We start from the raw sequence: 16,216 nt of genomic DNA, 5'->3' as shown, positions 1-16,216 counted from the left end.
TCTAAGGAACTCTGCAAATTGGCACCGTAACTTCGGGAGAAGGTGTGCCTTTTCTGGTGATTAGACTTGCTTTATAAGCTGGAGAAGGTTGCAGTGACCAGGCGGTGGCGACTGTTTATCAAAAACACAGCACTCTGCAAAACCGTAAGGTGAGGTATAGGGTGTGACGCCTGCCCGGTGCTGGAAGGTTAAAGGGATCCGTTAGTCGTATGGCGAAGCGGTGAACTGAAGCCCCAGTAAACGGCGGCCGTAACTATAACGGTCCTAAGGTAGCGAAATTCCTTGTCGGGTAAGTTCCGACCTGCACGAATGGCGTAACGATCTCCGCACTGTCTCGGGCTGGGACTCAGCGAAATTGTGCTTGCTGTGAAAACGCAGTGTACCTGCGGCAAGACGGAAAGACCCCGTGAACCTTTACTGTAGCTTGACACTGATATTCGGGCAAATTTGTGTAGGATAGGTGGGAGACTTTGAAGCGGAGGCGCTAGCTTTCGTGGAGTCGTCCTTGAAATACCACCCTGGTTTATTTGGATATCTAACCTAGGCCCGTTATCCGGGTCGGGGACACTGTCTGGTGGGCAGTTTGACTGGGGCGGTCGCCTCCAAAAGAGTAACGGAGGCGTACAAAGGTTTTCTCAGCCTGATTGGAAACCAGGCGACGAGTGCAATGGCATAAGAAAGCTTAACTGCGAGACCGACGGGTCGAGCAGATGGGAAACCAGGTCATAGTGATCCGGTGGCTCCGTGTGGAAGGGCCATCGCTTAACGGATAAAAGGTACTCCGGGGATAACAGGCTGATCACGCCCAAGAGTTCATATCGACGGCGTGGTTTGGCACCTCGATGTCGACTCATCGCATCCTGGGGCTGGAGCAGGTCCCAAGGGTATGGCTGTTCGCCATTTAAAGCGGTACGTGAGTTGGGTTCAGAACGTCGTGAGACAGTTCGGTCCCTATCTGCCGTAGGCGTAGGAGATTTGAGGGAAGCTGACCTTAGTACGAGAGGACCGGGTTGGACAAACCTCTTGTGAACCGGTTGTCACGCCAGTGGCACAGCCGGGTAGCTATGTTTGGACGGGATAACCGCTGAAAGCATCTAAGCGGGAAGCCTCTCCCAAGATGAGATCTCCCGAGTGAAAAACTCCTAAAGACCCCTTGTAGACTACGAGGTGATAGGCTAGAAGTGGAAGCGCAGTAATGCGTGAAGCTGACTAGTACTAATAGGTCGTGAGGTTTAGTATCTCCAGGTAAGGTCAAGGTTAATGCGTTAACTATTTCACAGCAAACGGATTTTTAAAGTTTATCTAATGATATAAAGTTTTTCGGTGGTTATAGCGGTGGGGTCACACCCGATCTCATCTCGAACTCGGAAGTTAAGTCCACCTGCGCCGATGGTACTGCACGTTTCACGTGTGGGAGAGTAGGACGCCGCCGGATTTTGTTTTTTCCCTCTACTTGCGTAGAGGGTTTTTTTTGTCTTTTTTTTGTCTGGTTGCTAGCACAGAGGTAGTAAAAAACAAAACCATTTTTTGTGATCTTTGATTCGACTGGGAGTTTAGCTAAGCTTATGAAAGCTTGCCTGTGCATCATCTGTGTAAAAGTTGCAGCAAAGCTAAATATGAGCCTAAAGATCCATAGCTGTTTCGTTGGGTAATATTGCTAAAAGAAGGTGAAAGGTGAACGGTAAAAAATAGTGGTTTTTTTGCTTAGGAGCCCGCTGGCAATCTTTATTGCTCGATATAGTGTTTTATAAAAATATGAGAAGTTGATGGTTTTAAATTGTGTAAAAATTTTTTCAGAAAAGACCCAAATTATCACTTGGCTATTCTTGCTTTTTGCGGCAAATGGATTTTCGGGAATCGATTTTTCAAGTTTGGCTTATGATTATTCAGGGCTTCCCGATCTTTCGCTGTACCAAGCCCAGGATAAATCCAGCTTGGATTATCGTTATTACCAATCGCAATCGAATAATTTGATGATCATTTTGCATGGATCCGGATACCATGGCCGCTATTTGCACAAACTTGCTAAAACTATAAGCGACAAAAAAATCGCTCAAGTTGTAATCCCAGACCTGCGTGGGCATGGTTTGAAACCAGCTAGAAGAGGAGATGTCGATTATATCGGTCAACTTGACGATGATTTGGATGATCTGTTGCGGTTTTGTATGGGAAAATATCACCCAGAAAAAATATTTATCGCTGGTCATTCTTCGGGAGGCGGCCTGGCATTACGGCTCATGGGTAACGAAAAAAGGCGACAAGCTGATGGATATGTTTTGCTTGCTCCCTATTTATCTCATGATGCACCCACCACTAACGATAAGTCTGGCTGGGCAGAACCCTCGCTTTTTAAAGTTATTCTCGCCCACACACTCAATGGCTTTGGTTTGCATTGGCTTGATCATTCGGTCACGCTAAGATTTAATTTGCCCGAAAATTATCGAGACGGCACAGAAACGCTGGCTTATACCCACGCATTGATCACATCTTTTAGCCCAATTGATTATCAAAGCGATTTGCAAAAAACAGCTAAAAGAACGCTTGTATTAGTGGGGGAAAATGATGAGGCTATGAATGCATCTGAATACCAAAAAGTATTACCGCAAAATAATAATTTTGAACTTACTATTTTGCCTAAAATTAACCATATGGGCGTTGTAGTCAGTGAGCAAACAGTAAGCGCTATAAACAAATGGCTGCAATAAAAACCTCTGATAGCATTATTTTGGGCAAGGATTGAATTGATTAAAAACAAATTATTAAGATTTTATCTTATCTGTCTCACAGCAGCTGGCGTCCTTATTCATTTTTTTGGTGCCTTGAAACTTTTTCAATTAGATGTACCGCAAGCAAATCACCTCATTATGCTCATTGTGGACAGCCTGGTGGTGTTTGGTCTGTTAAAAAGATCAACGTGGGGCTATTGGCTGGCAATTTTATTGTACATTCAGCAGTCTTTTATGCAGCCGTACTGTGCATATCAAAACTATCTTTTTACAGGTGCTGTATATCAGCTCATATTGACGAGCCCATTGGTAATTATCGCGCTTGTGATTTTGGCTGTGAATAAACAGCTGTTCGTGCAAAGAGGTAACTGATGACCAGGAAGCACTATTAATGAAAAGCTTAACAGTGGTTTGTATGGCTGTGTTATTTAGTTGTGTGCCTGCAGAAAGAGCTGTGAGGAAACAAGTAACAAAAAATGTAGAGAGTTTGGATTTGAAAGAAGTTACTGAGCCAAGGTCAGAGCAGTTTTTACAACAAATGGTAAAGGAAATTCACTTTACTGGCGTAGCATTGGTAATACATAAAGGTGAAGTGATTCATGCCAAAGGTTATGGCAATGCTAGCTCTGTTATGCCAAATACAGTCAATACTCATTTTCACGTTGCCTCAATTACTAAGCAGTTTACAGCTGCCGCAATTTTACAGCTTAGTGAAAAGAAAATTCTTAATATTGATGGCCATATAAATTCATATTTACCAAAAAAGTATAGGTCTCAGAAATGGGGCGGGGTTACAATTCACCACCTTCTTTCTCATTCAAGTGGAATACCTGATTATGCCGTTACACGTGACTATTACCACGTTAAAAAAGGATTTTGCTTAGGTAATACGATCGATGGGATGATTAGAGAAGCGATGGCCAAAGACTTAGAATTTTCGCCAGGGACCAAATTTTCATACACCAATCTAGGTTACACCTTACTCGGCAATATTATTGAAAATCTAACAGGTACATCATTTGAGAAATATCTAAAGGAAAATGTCTTATCTCCCATAGGCATGCATAATTCCGAAGTGCATATAGAAGGGCACACAGCAAGTGCTAAGGAAGCTCAAGGATATCGCTTTAGCCAAGAGCAAAAAAAGCTCATACCAGATGATGAAAAGAGCCTTCCAGTAACAGCGCCTGATGGTGGTCTGATCACAACCCTTAGTGACTTCATTAAATGGATCCAGTTATACCGAGAAAGTGGTTCAAAAATTCTTAAACCCGAGTCAGTGCAAAAAATACTAAAACCAGCGATAAAAACTGGATGGAATGGTCCGGCTAGCATTCTTGATAATGTGGGCTATGGCCTATTTTTAGGCAATTCTTTTATTAGCCACATGGGAGAAATTGTAGGTTTTAAAAGCTATTTTGTTTTTGATAGAGCTCAAGATGTTCTTGTTGTTGTTTTTGCCAACAGTACCACCACTGATCCAATTCAAGTAGCCATTGGACTTATGGAAAAACTTGGATATTTACGAGAATCAGCGTGAAAAATAAAATAGCATCAATATTCTTTGCATTTGTTGTTTTAATATCGTCGTTCTTACTGATTATTAACTACCCGCAATGGTATTATTTTGAGGATAATCTCGAATACAAGCAGTTTAGGATTTTCTACGACAAGCCAATTTCCAAGAATGCTGTGCAAGTACTGGATCGAGTCGAAGAGTTAATTAAGCAATCATCGTTTTTCGAACCGAATTTGAAGTTTAAAATTTTCCTACGCAATGACCCTAAAAAATACAACATATTTCCGTTTCAGTTTAACGACAAAGGATTTGGGCAAACCATCCAGTTTGTGAGTAACAATATTTTTATAAATCATTGTGATTTGGACGCGAATATTTCTTTTAGTGGCCTGAGCGACTCTAGGGATCTGGTTTCAGTTATTGCCCATGAGATTGTGCATGTACTCATAGAAAAGCAGTTCGGATATTTTGCCAGAAGAATAAAACCACTTTTAATAAGGAGTGAATTTTCTTCCTTTGGATATCAGTGGAAAGAAGAAGGTTATGCTGAACATATCGCTGGAGGCTCTCCGGGGCTTGGTTCATTGGGTGATGGTGTAAAAACCTTGAAACGAAATGATGTTCCGGCCAACAAGGTACATCATGCCGAGTATTTTAAATATTGGTTGGCAGTAAAATACCTTCTTGAGGCAGAAAAAATTACTCAAGCGGATATTTTTTTAAGGGACTATGATTTAGAAGAACTAGTTTTAAAAGCCACCAGCTTTTATGAAAAACAAGAGAAACCTGCTCGTAATTTTTAGAATTTAACAACACTCAGATACTCTATGAAAGAAAATGTGACTATTGAACTTAACTCGGCACCACTTGAAGCCAACAAAAATTTTGTTCGTGAAGCATTGCATGAATTCAATGTGCAAAAGATAGGCAAAGATGAGGAAATGTCTTTTTTTGCCTATGATGAAAATAGAAAAATTATTGGCGGATTGATTCTCTATGCCGAAATGCGGTCAATTTTCATTGATATACTTTGGGTTTGTGAAAACCATAGAGGATATGGAATCGGATCTGAATTGATGAGAGCAGCTGAAGAAGAAGGATATCGAAGAGGAGTGACCTACTCCACAACAGATACTTTGGCTTTCCAGGCCGCTAGGTTCTACCAAAAACTCGGTTACCATGAAATAGGTGTGGTGAAGGATTACATAGAAGGCCATGACCGCATTTTTTTTCGCAAAGCGCTCACAAGGGAGTAGCTCATCTGGCCGCCAATCAATTTTGGTTTGGGGAGCAATGAAACACTAAACCGGCATAAAGAATTTATAGTTTGATTTTACCTTTGTTTTTTGCTGTTTTTATTCAAGATTTTTTCTGGCTAAATTTAGATATGCGGTATTTACCCAGCCCTCAAGAATTTTTTGGGATAGCCGATGAAAATAGGGCGCTTAATATAAAATCTACTAATTAATTAGTTGACAGGTGTTCGCTTTGTCGATATTTACTGGTTAGCTAGTAGGAGATCTCGCGATGGTACGCCCCCGTCAACCTGGACTGACCCAAAATGAACTTGAAGTAATAAAAATACTTTGGGAAAACTCCCCCCTCACTGTTTCTGAACTAAGAGAATTATTAAAACGAAAACCAAAACCGGCCTACACTTCGCTGTTAACGCTCATGCAGGCTATGGAAAGAAAAGGCTATGTTTCACACAAAGTTTTGGGCAAAGCCTATGCTTATTTGCCTGTACTCAAGAGAGAAAATTTCCTTACCATCGAAATTAAGAGAATTGCCAAAAGCCTCTTTGGCGGAAGTCCTGGCGAGTTGGTGCTGAATCTTGTTGAGCGCGAGCAACTGAATAAAAAAGAAATAGCTTCCTTGAAAAAGCTACTAGAAGAAAAGTAATGAGCCTCATCGGATTTATGCTCATCTTAGTCTTGCTAGGATTCATGAGCCTTTGTGCAAGCATTTTAATTATATTTTTGGATTTGATTGCCGCAAAACCATCACAGAAAATTTTCTTTTTGAAGCTTAGCTTGGTAATCCTTTTTGCTTCATCCATCGCCGTATCTAGTTTTTCCTATTTTTCAATTCCAAAAATCGTTTTTGAAATAGCCTCAAGCGAGATTTCAGATCCAGTTGAGCAGATAAGTACTTGGCAAATTAAAGTTGCTCAATTTGATCTGTTTATGGTTATTGGGATCGTTTATATTTTTGGAGCTGCTTTTTTGCTTCTTCGAATTTTTCGTTCCTATCTTGCATCATTGCAAATGCTTAGATGCTCTAGTCGTACTTTGATTAATGGGCATGTCGTCTTGCTAAACAAAAATATTACATCACCTTTAAGCTTTGGATTTTTTAGAGGTAAGATTTTTTTTCCCAATGATTTTGGGAGCCGCCTAAATAATCGAGAAGTTGAGCAGGCTCTTGCACATGAATGTGCACACGTTGAAAACTATGATCCTCTTTGGAAATTGATATCCCTTATTGTCCGCTCATTATTATTTTTCGCCCCCTGGGCATACTTTCTTCACAGCAAATTGATGTTTGAAATGGAAGTGCGTTGCGATGAATCAGCACGTGAAAACACTAAATCAAGTGTGAAGGAATATGGCAGTTTTTTACTTGCAATGGCCCAAGAGCGATCTTTAAGTTTGGTTTTTAGCAATTTCACCGGCTCAGTATTAAAAAGGAGAATTACTGCCATGAAAAAGTCAACAACATCGAGACCAGTGCTAACGGTGCTTTTATGTTCTATCTTAATATCGCTTAGCGGAATAGCGACTGCTTCGGTTTGTCGTGAACATTCTTTTAAAAAGCAATTCAAAGTAGAATCCGAGGTGTTTTTTGGTAACCAGCTTTTATCAAACCCTAAACTGATAGCTTTTGAAGGTGAAAAAGCGGTTATTGAAATAACCAACAAAGAAAATAACGAGCTTTTCAAATTTTCTCTGGTGCCATCAACATTTGAAGAAGGACAAATTAAGCTCACATTTGAAATAAGTAGTACCGGTGCCGGTCATTCGTTTGATGTTAAACCCTACATTATTATTGCACCAGGTCAAAAAGGAACCATTAGTGTGGCAACAGATTCAGGAAAAGTTGTTGAATTAAAGACGGTTGCAACTATTCAGACAGGAACCCGGTAAAAGGTGTCCAATTATAGTCTCTTCTTGTCAGCAGCCAACACCAGGAATACCATTAAAAAGAGACTTTTTCTTGAGTACGCTGGGATTTAAATAGACAGTTAAAAGTAAAGAAAATTTATGCCCACTAAGAATAACTAGAAGCAAAGTTTTGTATTTTTAACGTGGGCGAAATCGTTAAATAATTAGAAAAGCTAAATAAGTTTTTGAACTACAACAGTTGGAAGCACATGAGTAATTTTTTGTTTAAAAGTCTTCTTGTGTTCTAATTTTTAAAATAATCAACTTCGGCAAAGCTCAATTATGACAGATTGTGGAGTAATTCTTAGAATAAAAATAATTTGTGTGCATTATAAATGCCAAATTCACCTAAAATAACAGTAAGATAAGAACAAACACGAACTAAATTAAAAATTTTTTGGTTCGCCAAATTGAAAAACATAGGTGAAATTCGATGTTAAGAACTTTAATGTTGGTATCGGTGAGTTTGCTGTTTTTTAGCTCTGCGAGCGGCGCAGAAGAATCTTCGAATAATTCGGGGAGCACTGGTTATGATAAGGGCTTTTATGTTAAATCTTCCAACCAAAAATTTGATCTTACAGTCAATGGACGTGTGCAAGGACGAGCGACCTATCAATACGATAAGAAGAATGAATTGGGTTTAACTTTGCCCGCAGCACGATTAGGTTTTAAAGGGCATGCACTCGATCAGAGATTTAGCTATAATATTCAACTTGGTTTTGATAATGCGGTGCCATCACTTAAAGAGTTTTCTGCAAATTTTGATATTTTTCCTTACGGAATTCAATTTAAAGCGGGCTACTCTACTTCTGTAGGATATTCTTGGTTAGAAGGAGTTTCCTCGGGTAAACAAGATTTTGTTGGGCGTTCAAAGGTGTATTCTGAATTTAGCCTTGGCAGTCTTGTTGGTTTTAGTTTCCACAATGGAAACCAAAAAGGAATTAATTGGGACATTGGAATTTATGAGGCAGGTCCTTCAGCGCTTTCTGGAAAACGTTTAGGGTTAGCTTTGGGTAGTATTTCCTATAACTATGGGGGCATAGATAGCAGCACCGAGACAGATTTTAAAGGTGGAGATTTACGTATGAGTGCTACCCTTGGGGGCTTTATAAAAAGTCAAATTGTTGATTGGAATTTTGTTGGCTATGGTGCATCTCTTGGAGCTTTGGCAAAATTCTATGGAACAACAGTAAATACAGGTATTTATTTGGGTGAACCAGAAGCCAATCCGATGCTTGTGGATGGAAAAACAGAACAGAAGGTCTCCAAAGAAAGCATGCAAATTGGAGCACTTTTGCAAGCTGGCCACATATTCCAAAAACGATACGGAGTCGGTGTGCGCTATGGCCTGTTAAGCGGTGCTGCAAAAGTTACGACTCAGCATGAAGTTTTAGGATCTTTATCTCTTTATGCTTTTCAGCATAATCTAAAGTTACAGATGGACGGTGGAGTTAATATTAAAAAGGATTCAGTCGCACCAAAAATCGAAGCCCAAATACAGTACGCATTCTAGGTATATAAAAAATAAAGAAAGAGAGGCCTTTGAGGCCTTTTTTTTGTGCTTTTTTAATAAAATTTATTTAGTTAATTTTGTATGTAAGATTGATCATAATTTCTCAGCGATACAGATTCCGCTTTGAAGTTGGTAAGAGTGTTTTCAAAACGAAGAGTAGAAAAATACTAAGCATGGCTATGGAAGGAATTTAAACTTTTTCCGAGAGCAATTTCACCCTCAAATAATCTAGCTTAACTATTTTTTGCCAATTATAACTGGTGCTTTGCGCTAATATACTGAAAATTATAGCTCACTTCGTTTTTGCACAGCTGTTGAATCACTCGAAGCAAATTTGATCGTCCAAACAAAAATATTTCATTTAGACGAAAGCAATTATAAAGGCACCGATATTTCCAAGCATAAAAAATGAAAGGCGTAAAAATATTTGCCACTTGTTATAATCAAGATCCATGAGTGGTGGGTAGTTGTGTCGTCGCCCGAACAAAAGAAATGCATACATGCGTATCAATGAAATTCCTATAATCACGAAAATTGTATGAAAAAGAATTATAAAAAATACACCTGAATCTAGTGCCAGGCTAAGTAAAAAATCTTCCCCAAAAAAAGTCGATGATAATGGAAAGGTGATAATTCCTAAAATTCCCATTAAAAGCACATTGGCTGCCAAAGGAAACTGTTGAAATAGTCCATGATAGCGACGAAGATCAATTACGGAAATTCGTTTCAATATATGACTTAGAGCTTCAAAAGAAAGCAAGGCCGATGTGAGAAGACCAATAGAGTAGAGAGCTCCTCCCTTACCACTCTTCAAGCTTAAAAATGCAAAGATTGAACTCAGTATGGCAAAAATTAGTACTTTTCGAGCACTTTTCTTTTCACCGAGTGCGCAAAGCGAAAAAAGAGAGGCCAAGGATAATGAGAGAACTCGCGTTACAGGAAAGATGAAGTTTATCACGTTTACTATAATCAACGAGAACGCCAAAAATAGAGCGGGAGTTACTGAAAAGAGGGTTGGCTCATTTTGCTCTTGCGGTTTTAAATTAATTTTATCGAAAAATTTATTTGTTCTATTGATGAGGGCATTAATTTGATTTGATAAAAACAGGGTCGGGTTTACAACAAAGTAAGCAATCAAGTATTCGAAATATCCGTCATTGACAGCAAAAGCATAAACAGTTGCTTTTAATTTATTTGGAAACAAATGTGGCATAGAAAAATTATTAAGCCAGCCAAATGTTTTTAGGCTTCTTTGCATATGTAAGTGAGTGGTCAAAATTGAGCCTGACACAAGAAGTTGAAAGCATCGCAAAATAGCATTGCCGATCATGTGAATAAAGGCTAAATGTTCGAAACCCAATGAAAGTTCAACTAACATCAGTCCAACTTGTGCGATAGAGGCATAACCAATTTGTCCCTTTATATTTGATTGAACTTGAGCAAATAAAGTTGAACAAAAAGCTGTGAGAAGACCAATTGCTCCCAATAGAAATACAAATCCTGGTGTATGGTACCAAATTGGCATTGTTCTCATGAGAAGAAAAACACCTGCATGAACTGATAGAGAACCATAAAAAATTGCGCTTGAATGAGTGGGGCCCTCCATAGCTTTTGGAAGCCAAAAACAAAATGGAATTTGAGCTGATTTTCCTAACACGGGAAGCAAAATACCTAGACTCAAAATCCAGCGATACATGTTTGGAATATGAGAAAGGATGGAATGAGAATTAAGATTTTGGAAATCTCCAAACAGGCTGACATCTTGCCAGAAAAAATGTGTCACCAATATACTTGTGAGAAGGCCTAAGTCACAAAAACGGTAGATGTAATAGGCCTTTGTTGCGGCGGCGACAGCCTTTGGGCGATGCCAAAAATATGCAATCAACAAAAAGGAAGCTAATCCAACGATTTCCCATCCAGCAAAAATAAGATCCATTGTTCCTGCAAGTACGATGAGATTCATGCCAAATATAAAAGTAGAAATAATAATAAAAAATCTTCTATATTGCGGATCTCTATGAAGATAGCGATGTGAGAAAAATCCGATTAGGCTAGAAATAAATGCTATGGCGAGCAAAAAGGTAATGCTGTAATTATCGTAGAAGAGCCTAATATTTATAGAAAAGTGGGAATCAAGGTGTGCTTGGGAAATATCAAGTGTTCCTGGACTTAAAGATGAAAAAAACCACGTGAAACTTGCTGTTATTGCTGTAATTAAATTTGAAAAATAAAAACAGCGCACGAGACGGTACGAAAAATTTTCTACTTTGACCAAGTCATTGATAAAAAAATATGAAAATCCTAGAATAATAGCAATTATCAAAGGCCCTATAAGCGTAAGCAACAAGGTAACAAAAAATATAGCCGAAGAGATCATGTTGTCACCAAATCATCGAATGAATGCCACGAATGCTGATCGGGGCTAAACAGTGTGAGAGTATTTTTTTGTGGGTGCAAAGAAGCGAGTCTGGTCCATGAATTTTCGATCCAAGGTCGCACTGCTGGATTGTCGTAGATCGCCTGTTCAATAATTGATTCATATTGTTCAATAACAACCAATAATCGGATTGGGTCGTGCAACTCTGTCATCTGAATAGGAATTCCTGTTCTGAGATCGTCATCGAGACCATTACCAACTCCGATTAAACTCATTACATTATGAGATAACTTGCTTCCGCACCCGTAGATGGCTGGATCCAAGCGTGAAAAATAATAATCGAGATTAATGCCTGCGCTAACGGGAATCGCTGCTGTTAAAATAGAACTTAGAATTGTTCCCTGCTGATCTGAAGTTGGATCGTAGCTTTGCAACAGAGCCCTTCTTTGTAAATCAATTTTTTTACTCCGTTCTCGTCGACCAACGACGAGAAGTGCGTTTGAAGCATGACCAAGTTCTGAACGTGGCTCAAATAGAGCACGTGATCGATGATAGACCTCTCGCAGAGCTTGTTCTGGTTTGATATTTTTCGGTACGAGGGCAAATCTTTCACAGCGCTCTTTGGCATTTTTTCTCGATGTGTTGAAAACGTGTTGAGAAAATTCTTGAAAAAGCTGTTGCTTATCGTTGGGAATTTTATCCAAGTCAAAGAACTCAACACGATCATTGCACGTATCGTGATATGCACCAAGGAAGTGAGTTGTTTGTGGAATAGTAATTCCTTTTTTATCTACGAGTGCTCTAACGTCATTTCGATTAGCCATGGTTGCAAATATTCGAGCATTATTATTTCCAGGTTTACTTGAGCATGCACCACAATCATAGGCGGCAAAATGTGGATTATTTACGCTCGATGATCCGTGTCCAAACATGACAACAAGAGGAGAAAAATTATTGCATAGGCCCATATTTTTTAGCGTAGAGTAAACTCGCAATGCCATTTCATCGATGGTGTAGCCTGGTTTAAGCCCATTTATTAGGGCGGAGTTTTCATCGCGTTCGTAGATGGGGCAAGCAAGCTGTTTTTCTTTATTGAGTTGATAAGATTTTTGCCATTTTAATGGTCTTAAAAAACTGCTCAATAACCGGAATAATGAAAGATGCCCAAAAGTACATGCGCTTAAAAATCCCAATAAAGTTGAGTTTGCGCCATGGCGAGCCATAAAAATAGTGAGCTCCACTAAATTTGAAATGGGTGATTTTTCGTTTGAGTTTTCCGAAGTCTCTCTGATTATGTAGCTTGGAGTGATCGCTGGAGGACAAATTTTCTGAACTAACCCTTCATTAGCTTGGAAAAAACTATCTATTCCGTAAAATCCTGGTGTTCCGAAAGTTTCTACATCATCACTTTCAAATTCTAAAATTCTTCTAAACGAACATTCTCTATCATCGATGCAGAAAACCGCTTGGAATTTTTTAATGCTTCTATCGGAAGTTGCACTTGTTGATGATGAGAGTATTAAAGAAACATCCTTGTAATATGTATTTTCTAGGGCCCTATGCCATATTTTTTTTAGGAAATAATCGTTGATGTATCCGATAGATTCTGTAGATATTTTTTTACCAATGTTACACAAAAACCAAGTTGTGGAATAAATATCAGTCATATCCCAGTGATGAGGAATTTCCCTCGTGGCTTGGTAACAATCATAGTCAATTGGATCGAATTTTTCATACCTTTTGAGATACTGGTATTCAAAAGCTATTTTAACATGCAAAAGCTGAACTAAATCGATAGAGCATGGGTGACTTAATGCTTCTGGGTTTTTAGAAATTACATTGACCATACCTGACCAACCTGGATGTGTGAGCAAACTTTCTTGCAGGTAGGGGGTGTAGAGTTTGTTGTCCCGCACAATTTTTGAGAGCATAGCAGTGATTGCTTGCTGTGAAGGCATGGAGAGCCATTCGGCGAGCTCTTTATTATTTATCCATGGCTTAAGGGGTAACTCAGACGATTCTGCTAAATTTTTAATAGCTTCAACAAAAGAAGGTGCATTGTTGATGTATGGCCATAAACTAACTCCCTGATCGACAAATGAACCAAGCAAGCGTATCAATAATTGATGAATTTCGTGATCGAAGTTTACCCCAACCTGCTCAATAATTAGGTTGCGAATAACTTTGGTATTTTTTCGGAAGTGATTTTTTGTATTGCTAACTTCCGTCATAATTTTTTTTATATCGGAGTTTTTAATTGCATTTCGTTTTGCAAGAAAATTAAGCGTTTTCATATCGCTGACAGGTACATAGTCAAACAGAGCTCTTTCAAATATTTCTAAATCGGAATGTTGTTCTTGTGGAAGATGAATTTCAAGTGATCGTTTTAGGCATTTGTAATCAATCACTTTCTCTTGGAATTTGCTGCGATAATAATTGAAATCCATAAAATAGCGAGATTGGAGTATTTCACTCGCACTTAAAACGGCTTCGTCAAACGGCTGTCCTAGGTATGCCAATAAGATATTTTGATGGACAAAATCTTTAATAGGGCCTTGAACCGGCAGTAATTTTTCTAGTTTTTGAACTTCACATAAAAGACAGTATTCAACTTTGTGATTATGCCGATTCATAATTGAGCCTTATGCAAATTTGTGAGTTGATAGAGGATGATCGGAGTTTTTGCTTAATTTTTCAAGTCCAATGAGATTAAGCCGATCAATTCCGATTTCATCAATCCATGAATAGAGGCAAGAGAGAGTAGTATGATCTACTAAATTTGCTTGAGTGAAATCGACGATTACTTTTTTATTGGTATTGAGTTCTCGGTTTATATACTTTTGTAATGAAAAATAATTAGAGAAGATAGCAGGTCCCAACACTGTTATCTGCGAATATGTTGGGAGTTGATCAACTCTTACGCTTATACTGATAATAGTTTTTAGTTTGACTCCTCTGATGAGGTGAATGATGATTTTTAATAGCATGCCGGTAGTAATTCCGACTAGAAGATCTGAGCACAAGGTAACCACAAGTGTTGTCATAAACAAGGCGAGTTGATCAATTCCGATTTTGTAGGTCTTGATAAAAGTTGATGGTGAAGCAAGACGAAGTCCTGTAACTATTAGCATTGCTGCTAGAGCAGCGAGTGGGATTTGTTGTATTAGGGGAGCAGCCCAAACAACTGCGATAAGCAAAAAGCATCCGTGAAAAAAATTTGACCAATGATCTTTTGCTCCATTATCGATATTTGCTTTGCTTCGGACAACTTCTGAAATCATCGGAAGGCCGCCGATAAAAGCGCAGATCAAGTTTCCGATACCGATTCCTAGCAAATCTTTATTAAGATTTGATTTTGTTTTAGTTTGGTCGATTGAATCAACTGCGATGACGGTGAGAACTGACTCAATGCTCCCAATGAGGGCAAGCATGATAATAAATTTATATGCCGTTGGTTCCATGAGCACAGAAAAATCAGGAAACACCAAAGAGTTAAAAATATTACTTGGGATATTAACCAAATTACTTGGCCCTACTAAAAAATCATGATCGAGCACATGATAGGAGTGAGGAATTTTTAGGTGCCATATTATTCCTAAAGGAACCACCACAAACAGAGCAACTAAAGCTGGTGGAATTATTTTTATGATCTTACTGGGAATAAGAGGAATAAGTATCATGCACGCAAGGGTGAAAATTCCGATGAAAGCAAGCTCTGGGTTAATGTTGAGAATGCTGTGAGGAACTTCTCCGATAAGAGCTAAGGTTGTTTTTTGATGAGGGGTTGCCCCCACCAATATGTGAATTTGTTTAGCAACAATAATTATTCCGATAGCTGCAAGCATTCCGTGAATAACTGATGGCGGCATCAGACGCCCAAAGCGTGCTGTTTTAAAAAACACAAGAATTATTTGAAGCAATGCAGCGATTACCGCTATAGCAAGAAATTTTTTATAACCTGCAGTTAGATCACCAGCTCCAAGTTCCATAACTGCACCCATGACAATGACGATCAGTCCTGCAGCAGGCCCTTTGATAGAAAGTTTACAACCTCCAAGAAAGCTTACAATAATTCCGCCTATGATAGCTGTGATAATGCCAGCAATGGGTGGACACGAACTTGCTATGGCAATACCCAAGCAAAGAGGCATTGCAATGAGCGCTATAAAAAAACCGGACCTTATTCCGCTCAGCAAATGTAGAGGCATTTTGATCTCCTGATCTCTTAAAAAGTGATCTTGTCCCTAAAGTTATTCTAGTCCTCTTAAAATTTTGGTGAGCAAAAAAATTGAATACGCTCATTACTAAATGCCAATTGAGTAAAATATATTGCGTTTTAAAGAGATTTTTCATGCTTAAGAATAAAAAACCTAAAAATTATTTGCTGGATCCAAAGAATCTGCTAAATTTTTTCGATTTTTCGTATGCTTTGATCGGAGAATTGGGGAGAAAAAATTATGACTTCATATTGGATTATTAAAAGTGAACCACACAGTTATTCATTTCAACAACTAGAAAAAGACAAGATAACTGTTTGGGATGGAGTGAGAAACTATCAGGCTCGGAATAATTTACAGGCGATGAAAATTGGCGACAAAGCTTTTTTTTATCATTCAGTTGGACCAAAAGAAATTGTCGGAATTGCCAAAGTGATAAAGACCGCCTATCCCGATCCAACCACCAAAGAGAACGCGTGGTGTGCTGTCGACGTTGAATTTCAGAAATATTTGACCCGTCCAGTTAAGTTGAGTGATTTAAAATCAGTGAAAGAATTAACTAACTTAAGTTTATTGCGGCAGGTTCGCTTGAGTGTGTGTCCGATTAGCAAAGATGAATGGGATAGAATTATTCGATTATCGCAAGAGTATTAGTAGGAATAAGTTTTCGTTGAAAGTGGTTTTAGCAGCGCTTGTTGTG

At 38.8% G+C, this 16,216-nt stretch carries 11 protein-coding genes and 2 rRNA genes (1 of these 13 running past the window's edge); 10 read left to right on the top strand and 3 right to left on the bottom strand.

What is annotated here, in order from left to right; translation table 11 throughout:
- The 9 genes from H6731_05895 to H6731_05855 form a co-directional block, all read left to right on the top strand.
- Nucleotides 1–1,244 (top strand): 23S ribosomal RNA (locus H6731_05895) (it extends 1,738 nt beyond the left edge of the window).
- Between the two features lie 75 nt (nucleotides 1,245–1,319).
- A 5S ribosomal RNA gene (gene rrf / locus H6731_05890) occupies nucleotides 1,320–1,435 on the top strand.
- 331 nt (nucleotides 1,436–1,766) lie between these two features.
- On the top strand, nucleotides 1,767–2,705 hold the full coding sequence (locus H6731_05885; GenBank protein USN49812.1) for an alpha/beta fold hydrolase: 939 nt from the start codon (nucleotides 1,767–1,769) through the stop codon (nucleotides 2,703–2,705).
- Between the two features lie 412 nt (nucleotides 2,706–3,117).
- Nucleotides 3,118–4,266, top strand: a complete 1,149-nt coding sequence (locus H6731_05880; protein USN49811.1) for a beta-lactamase family protein — start codon at nucleotides 3,118–3,120, stop codon at nucleotides 4,264–4,266.
- Nucleotides 4,263–5,048: a hypothetical protein gene (locus tag H6731_05875; protein ID USN49810.1), complete on the top strand. Its 786-nt coding sequence runs from the start codon at nucleotides 4,263–4,265 to the stop codon at nucleotides 5,046–5,048. Before H6731_05880 ends, H6731_05875 begins: the two co-directional genes overlap by 4 nt.
- 24 nt (nucleotides 5,049–5,072) lie before the next feature.
- Entirely contained in the window at nucleotides 5,073–5,501 is a 429-nt protein-coding gene (locus H6731_05870) for a GNAT family N-acetyltransferase (GenBank protein USN49809.1), read from the top strand.
- A gap of 271 nt (nucleotides 5,502–5,772) precedes the next feature.
- Nucleotides 5,773–6,147: a BlaI/MecI/CopY family transcriptional regulator gene (locus H6731_05865; GenBank protein ID USN49808.1), complete on the top strand. Its 375-nt coding sequence runs from the start codon at nucleotides 5,773–5,775 to the stop codon at nucleotides 6,145–6,147.
- Complete coding sequence (locus H6731_05860) at nucleotides 6,147–7,391, top strand: M56 family metallopeptidase (protein ID USN49807.1); 1,245 nt, start codon at nucleotides 6,147–6,149, stop codon at nucleotides 7,389–7,391. The genes H6731_05865 and H6731_05860 overlap by 1 nt, the downstream gene beginning before the upstream one ends.
- A gap of 451 nt (nucleotides 7,392–7,842) precedes the next feature.
- On the top strand, nucleotides 7,843–8,922 hold the full coding sequence (locus H6731_05855) for a hypothetical protein (GenBank protein ID USN49806.1): 1,080 nt from the start codon (nucleotides 7,843–7,845) through the stop codon (nucleotides 8,920–8,922).
- A gap of 361 nt (nucleotides 8,923–9,283) precedes the next feature.
- Here H6731_05855 and H6731_05850 read toward each other — a convergent pair whose 3' ends face one another.
- Genes H6731_05850 through H6731_05840 form a run of 3 tightly spaced genes read right to left on the bottom strand, consistent with a single transcriptional unit; the run spans nucleotide 9,284 to nucleotide 15,507 of the window.
- On the bottom strand, nucleotides 9,284–11,299 hold the full coding sequence (locus tag H6731_05850) for a hypothetical protein (protein USN49805.1): 2,016 nt from the start codon (nucleotides 11,297–11,299) through the stop codon (nucleotides 9,284–9,286).
- Entirely contained in the window at nucleotides 11,296–13,932 is a 2,637-nt protein-coding gene (locus H6731_05845; GenBank protein USN49804.1) for a DUF2309 family protein, read from the bottom strand. Before H6731_05845 ends, H6731_05850 begins: the two co-directional genes overlap by 4 nt.
- 9 nt (nucleotides 13,933–13,941) lie before the next feature.
- The gene (locus H6731_05840; protein ID USN49803.1) at nucleotides 13,942–15,507 is read right to left on the bottom strand and encodes a SulP family inorganic anion transporter; all 1,566 of its coding nucleotides are present in this window, start codon (nucleotides 15,505–15,507) and stop codon (nucleotides 13,942–13,944) included.
- A 249-nt stretch (nucleotides 15,508–15,756) separates the two neighbouring features.
- Between H6731_05840 and H6731_05835 the strand changes: the two genes are divergently transcribed.
- Nucleotides 15,757–16,170 (top strand): EVE domain-containing protein, encoded by a 414-nt coding sequence (locus H6731_05835; protein ID USN49802.1) that lies wholly within the window; start codon nucleotides 15,757–15,759, stop codon nucleotides 16,168–16,170.
- Nucleotides 16,171–16,216: the final 46 nt, after the last annotated feature.

The organism is Myxococcales bacterium (genome assembly GCA_023898405.1).
GTDB lineage: Bacteria > Myxococcota > UBA727 > UBA727 > JABDBI01.
This window is presented reverse-complemented; position numbering and strand designations above follow the sequence as displayed.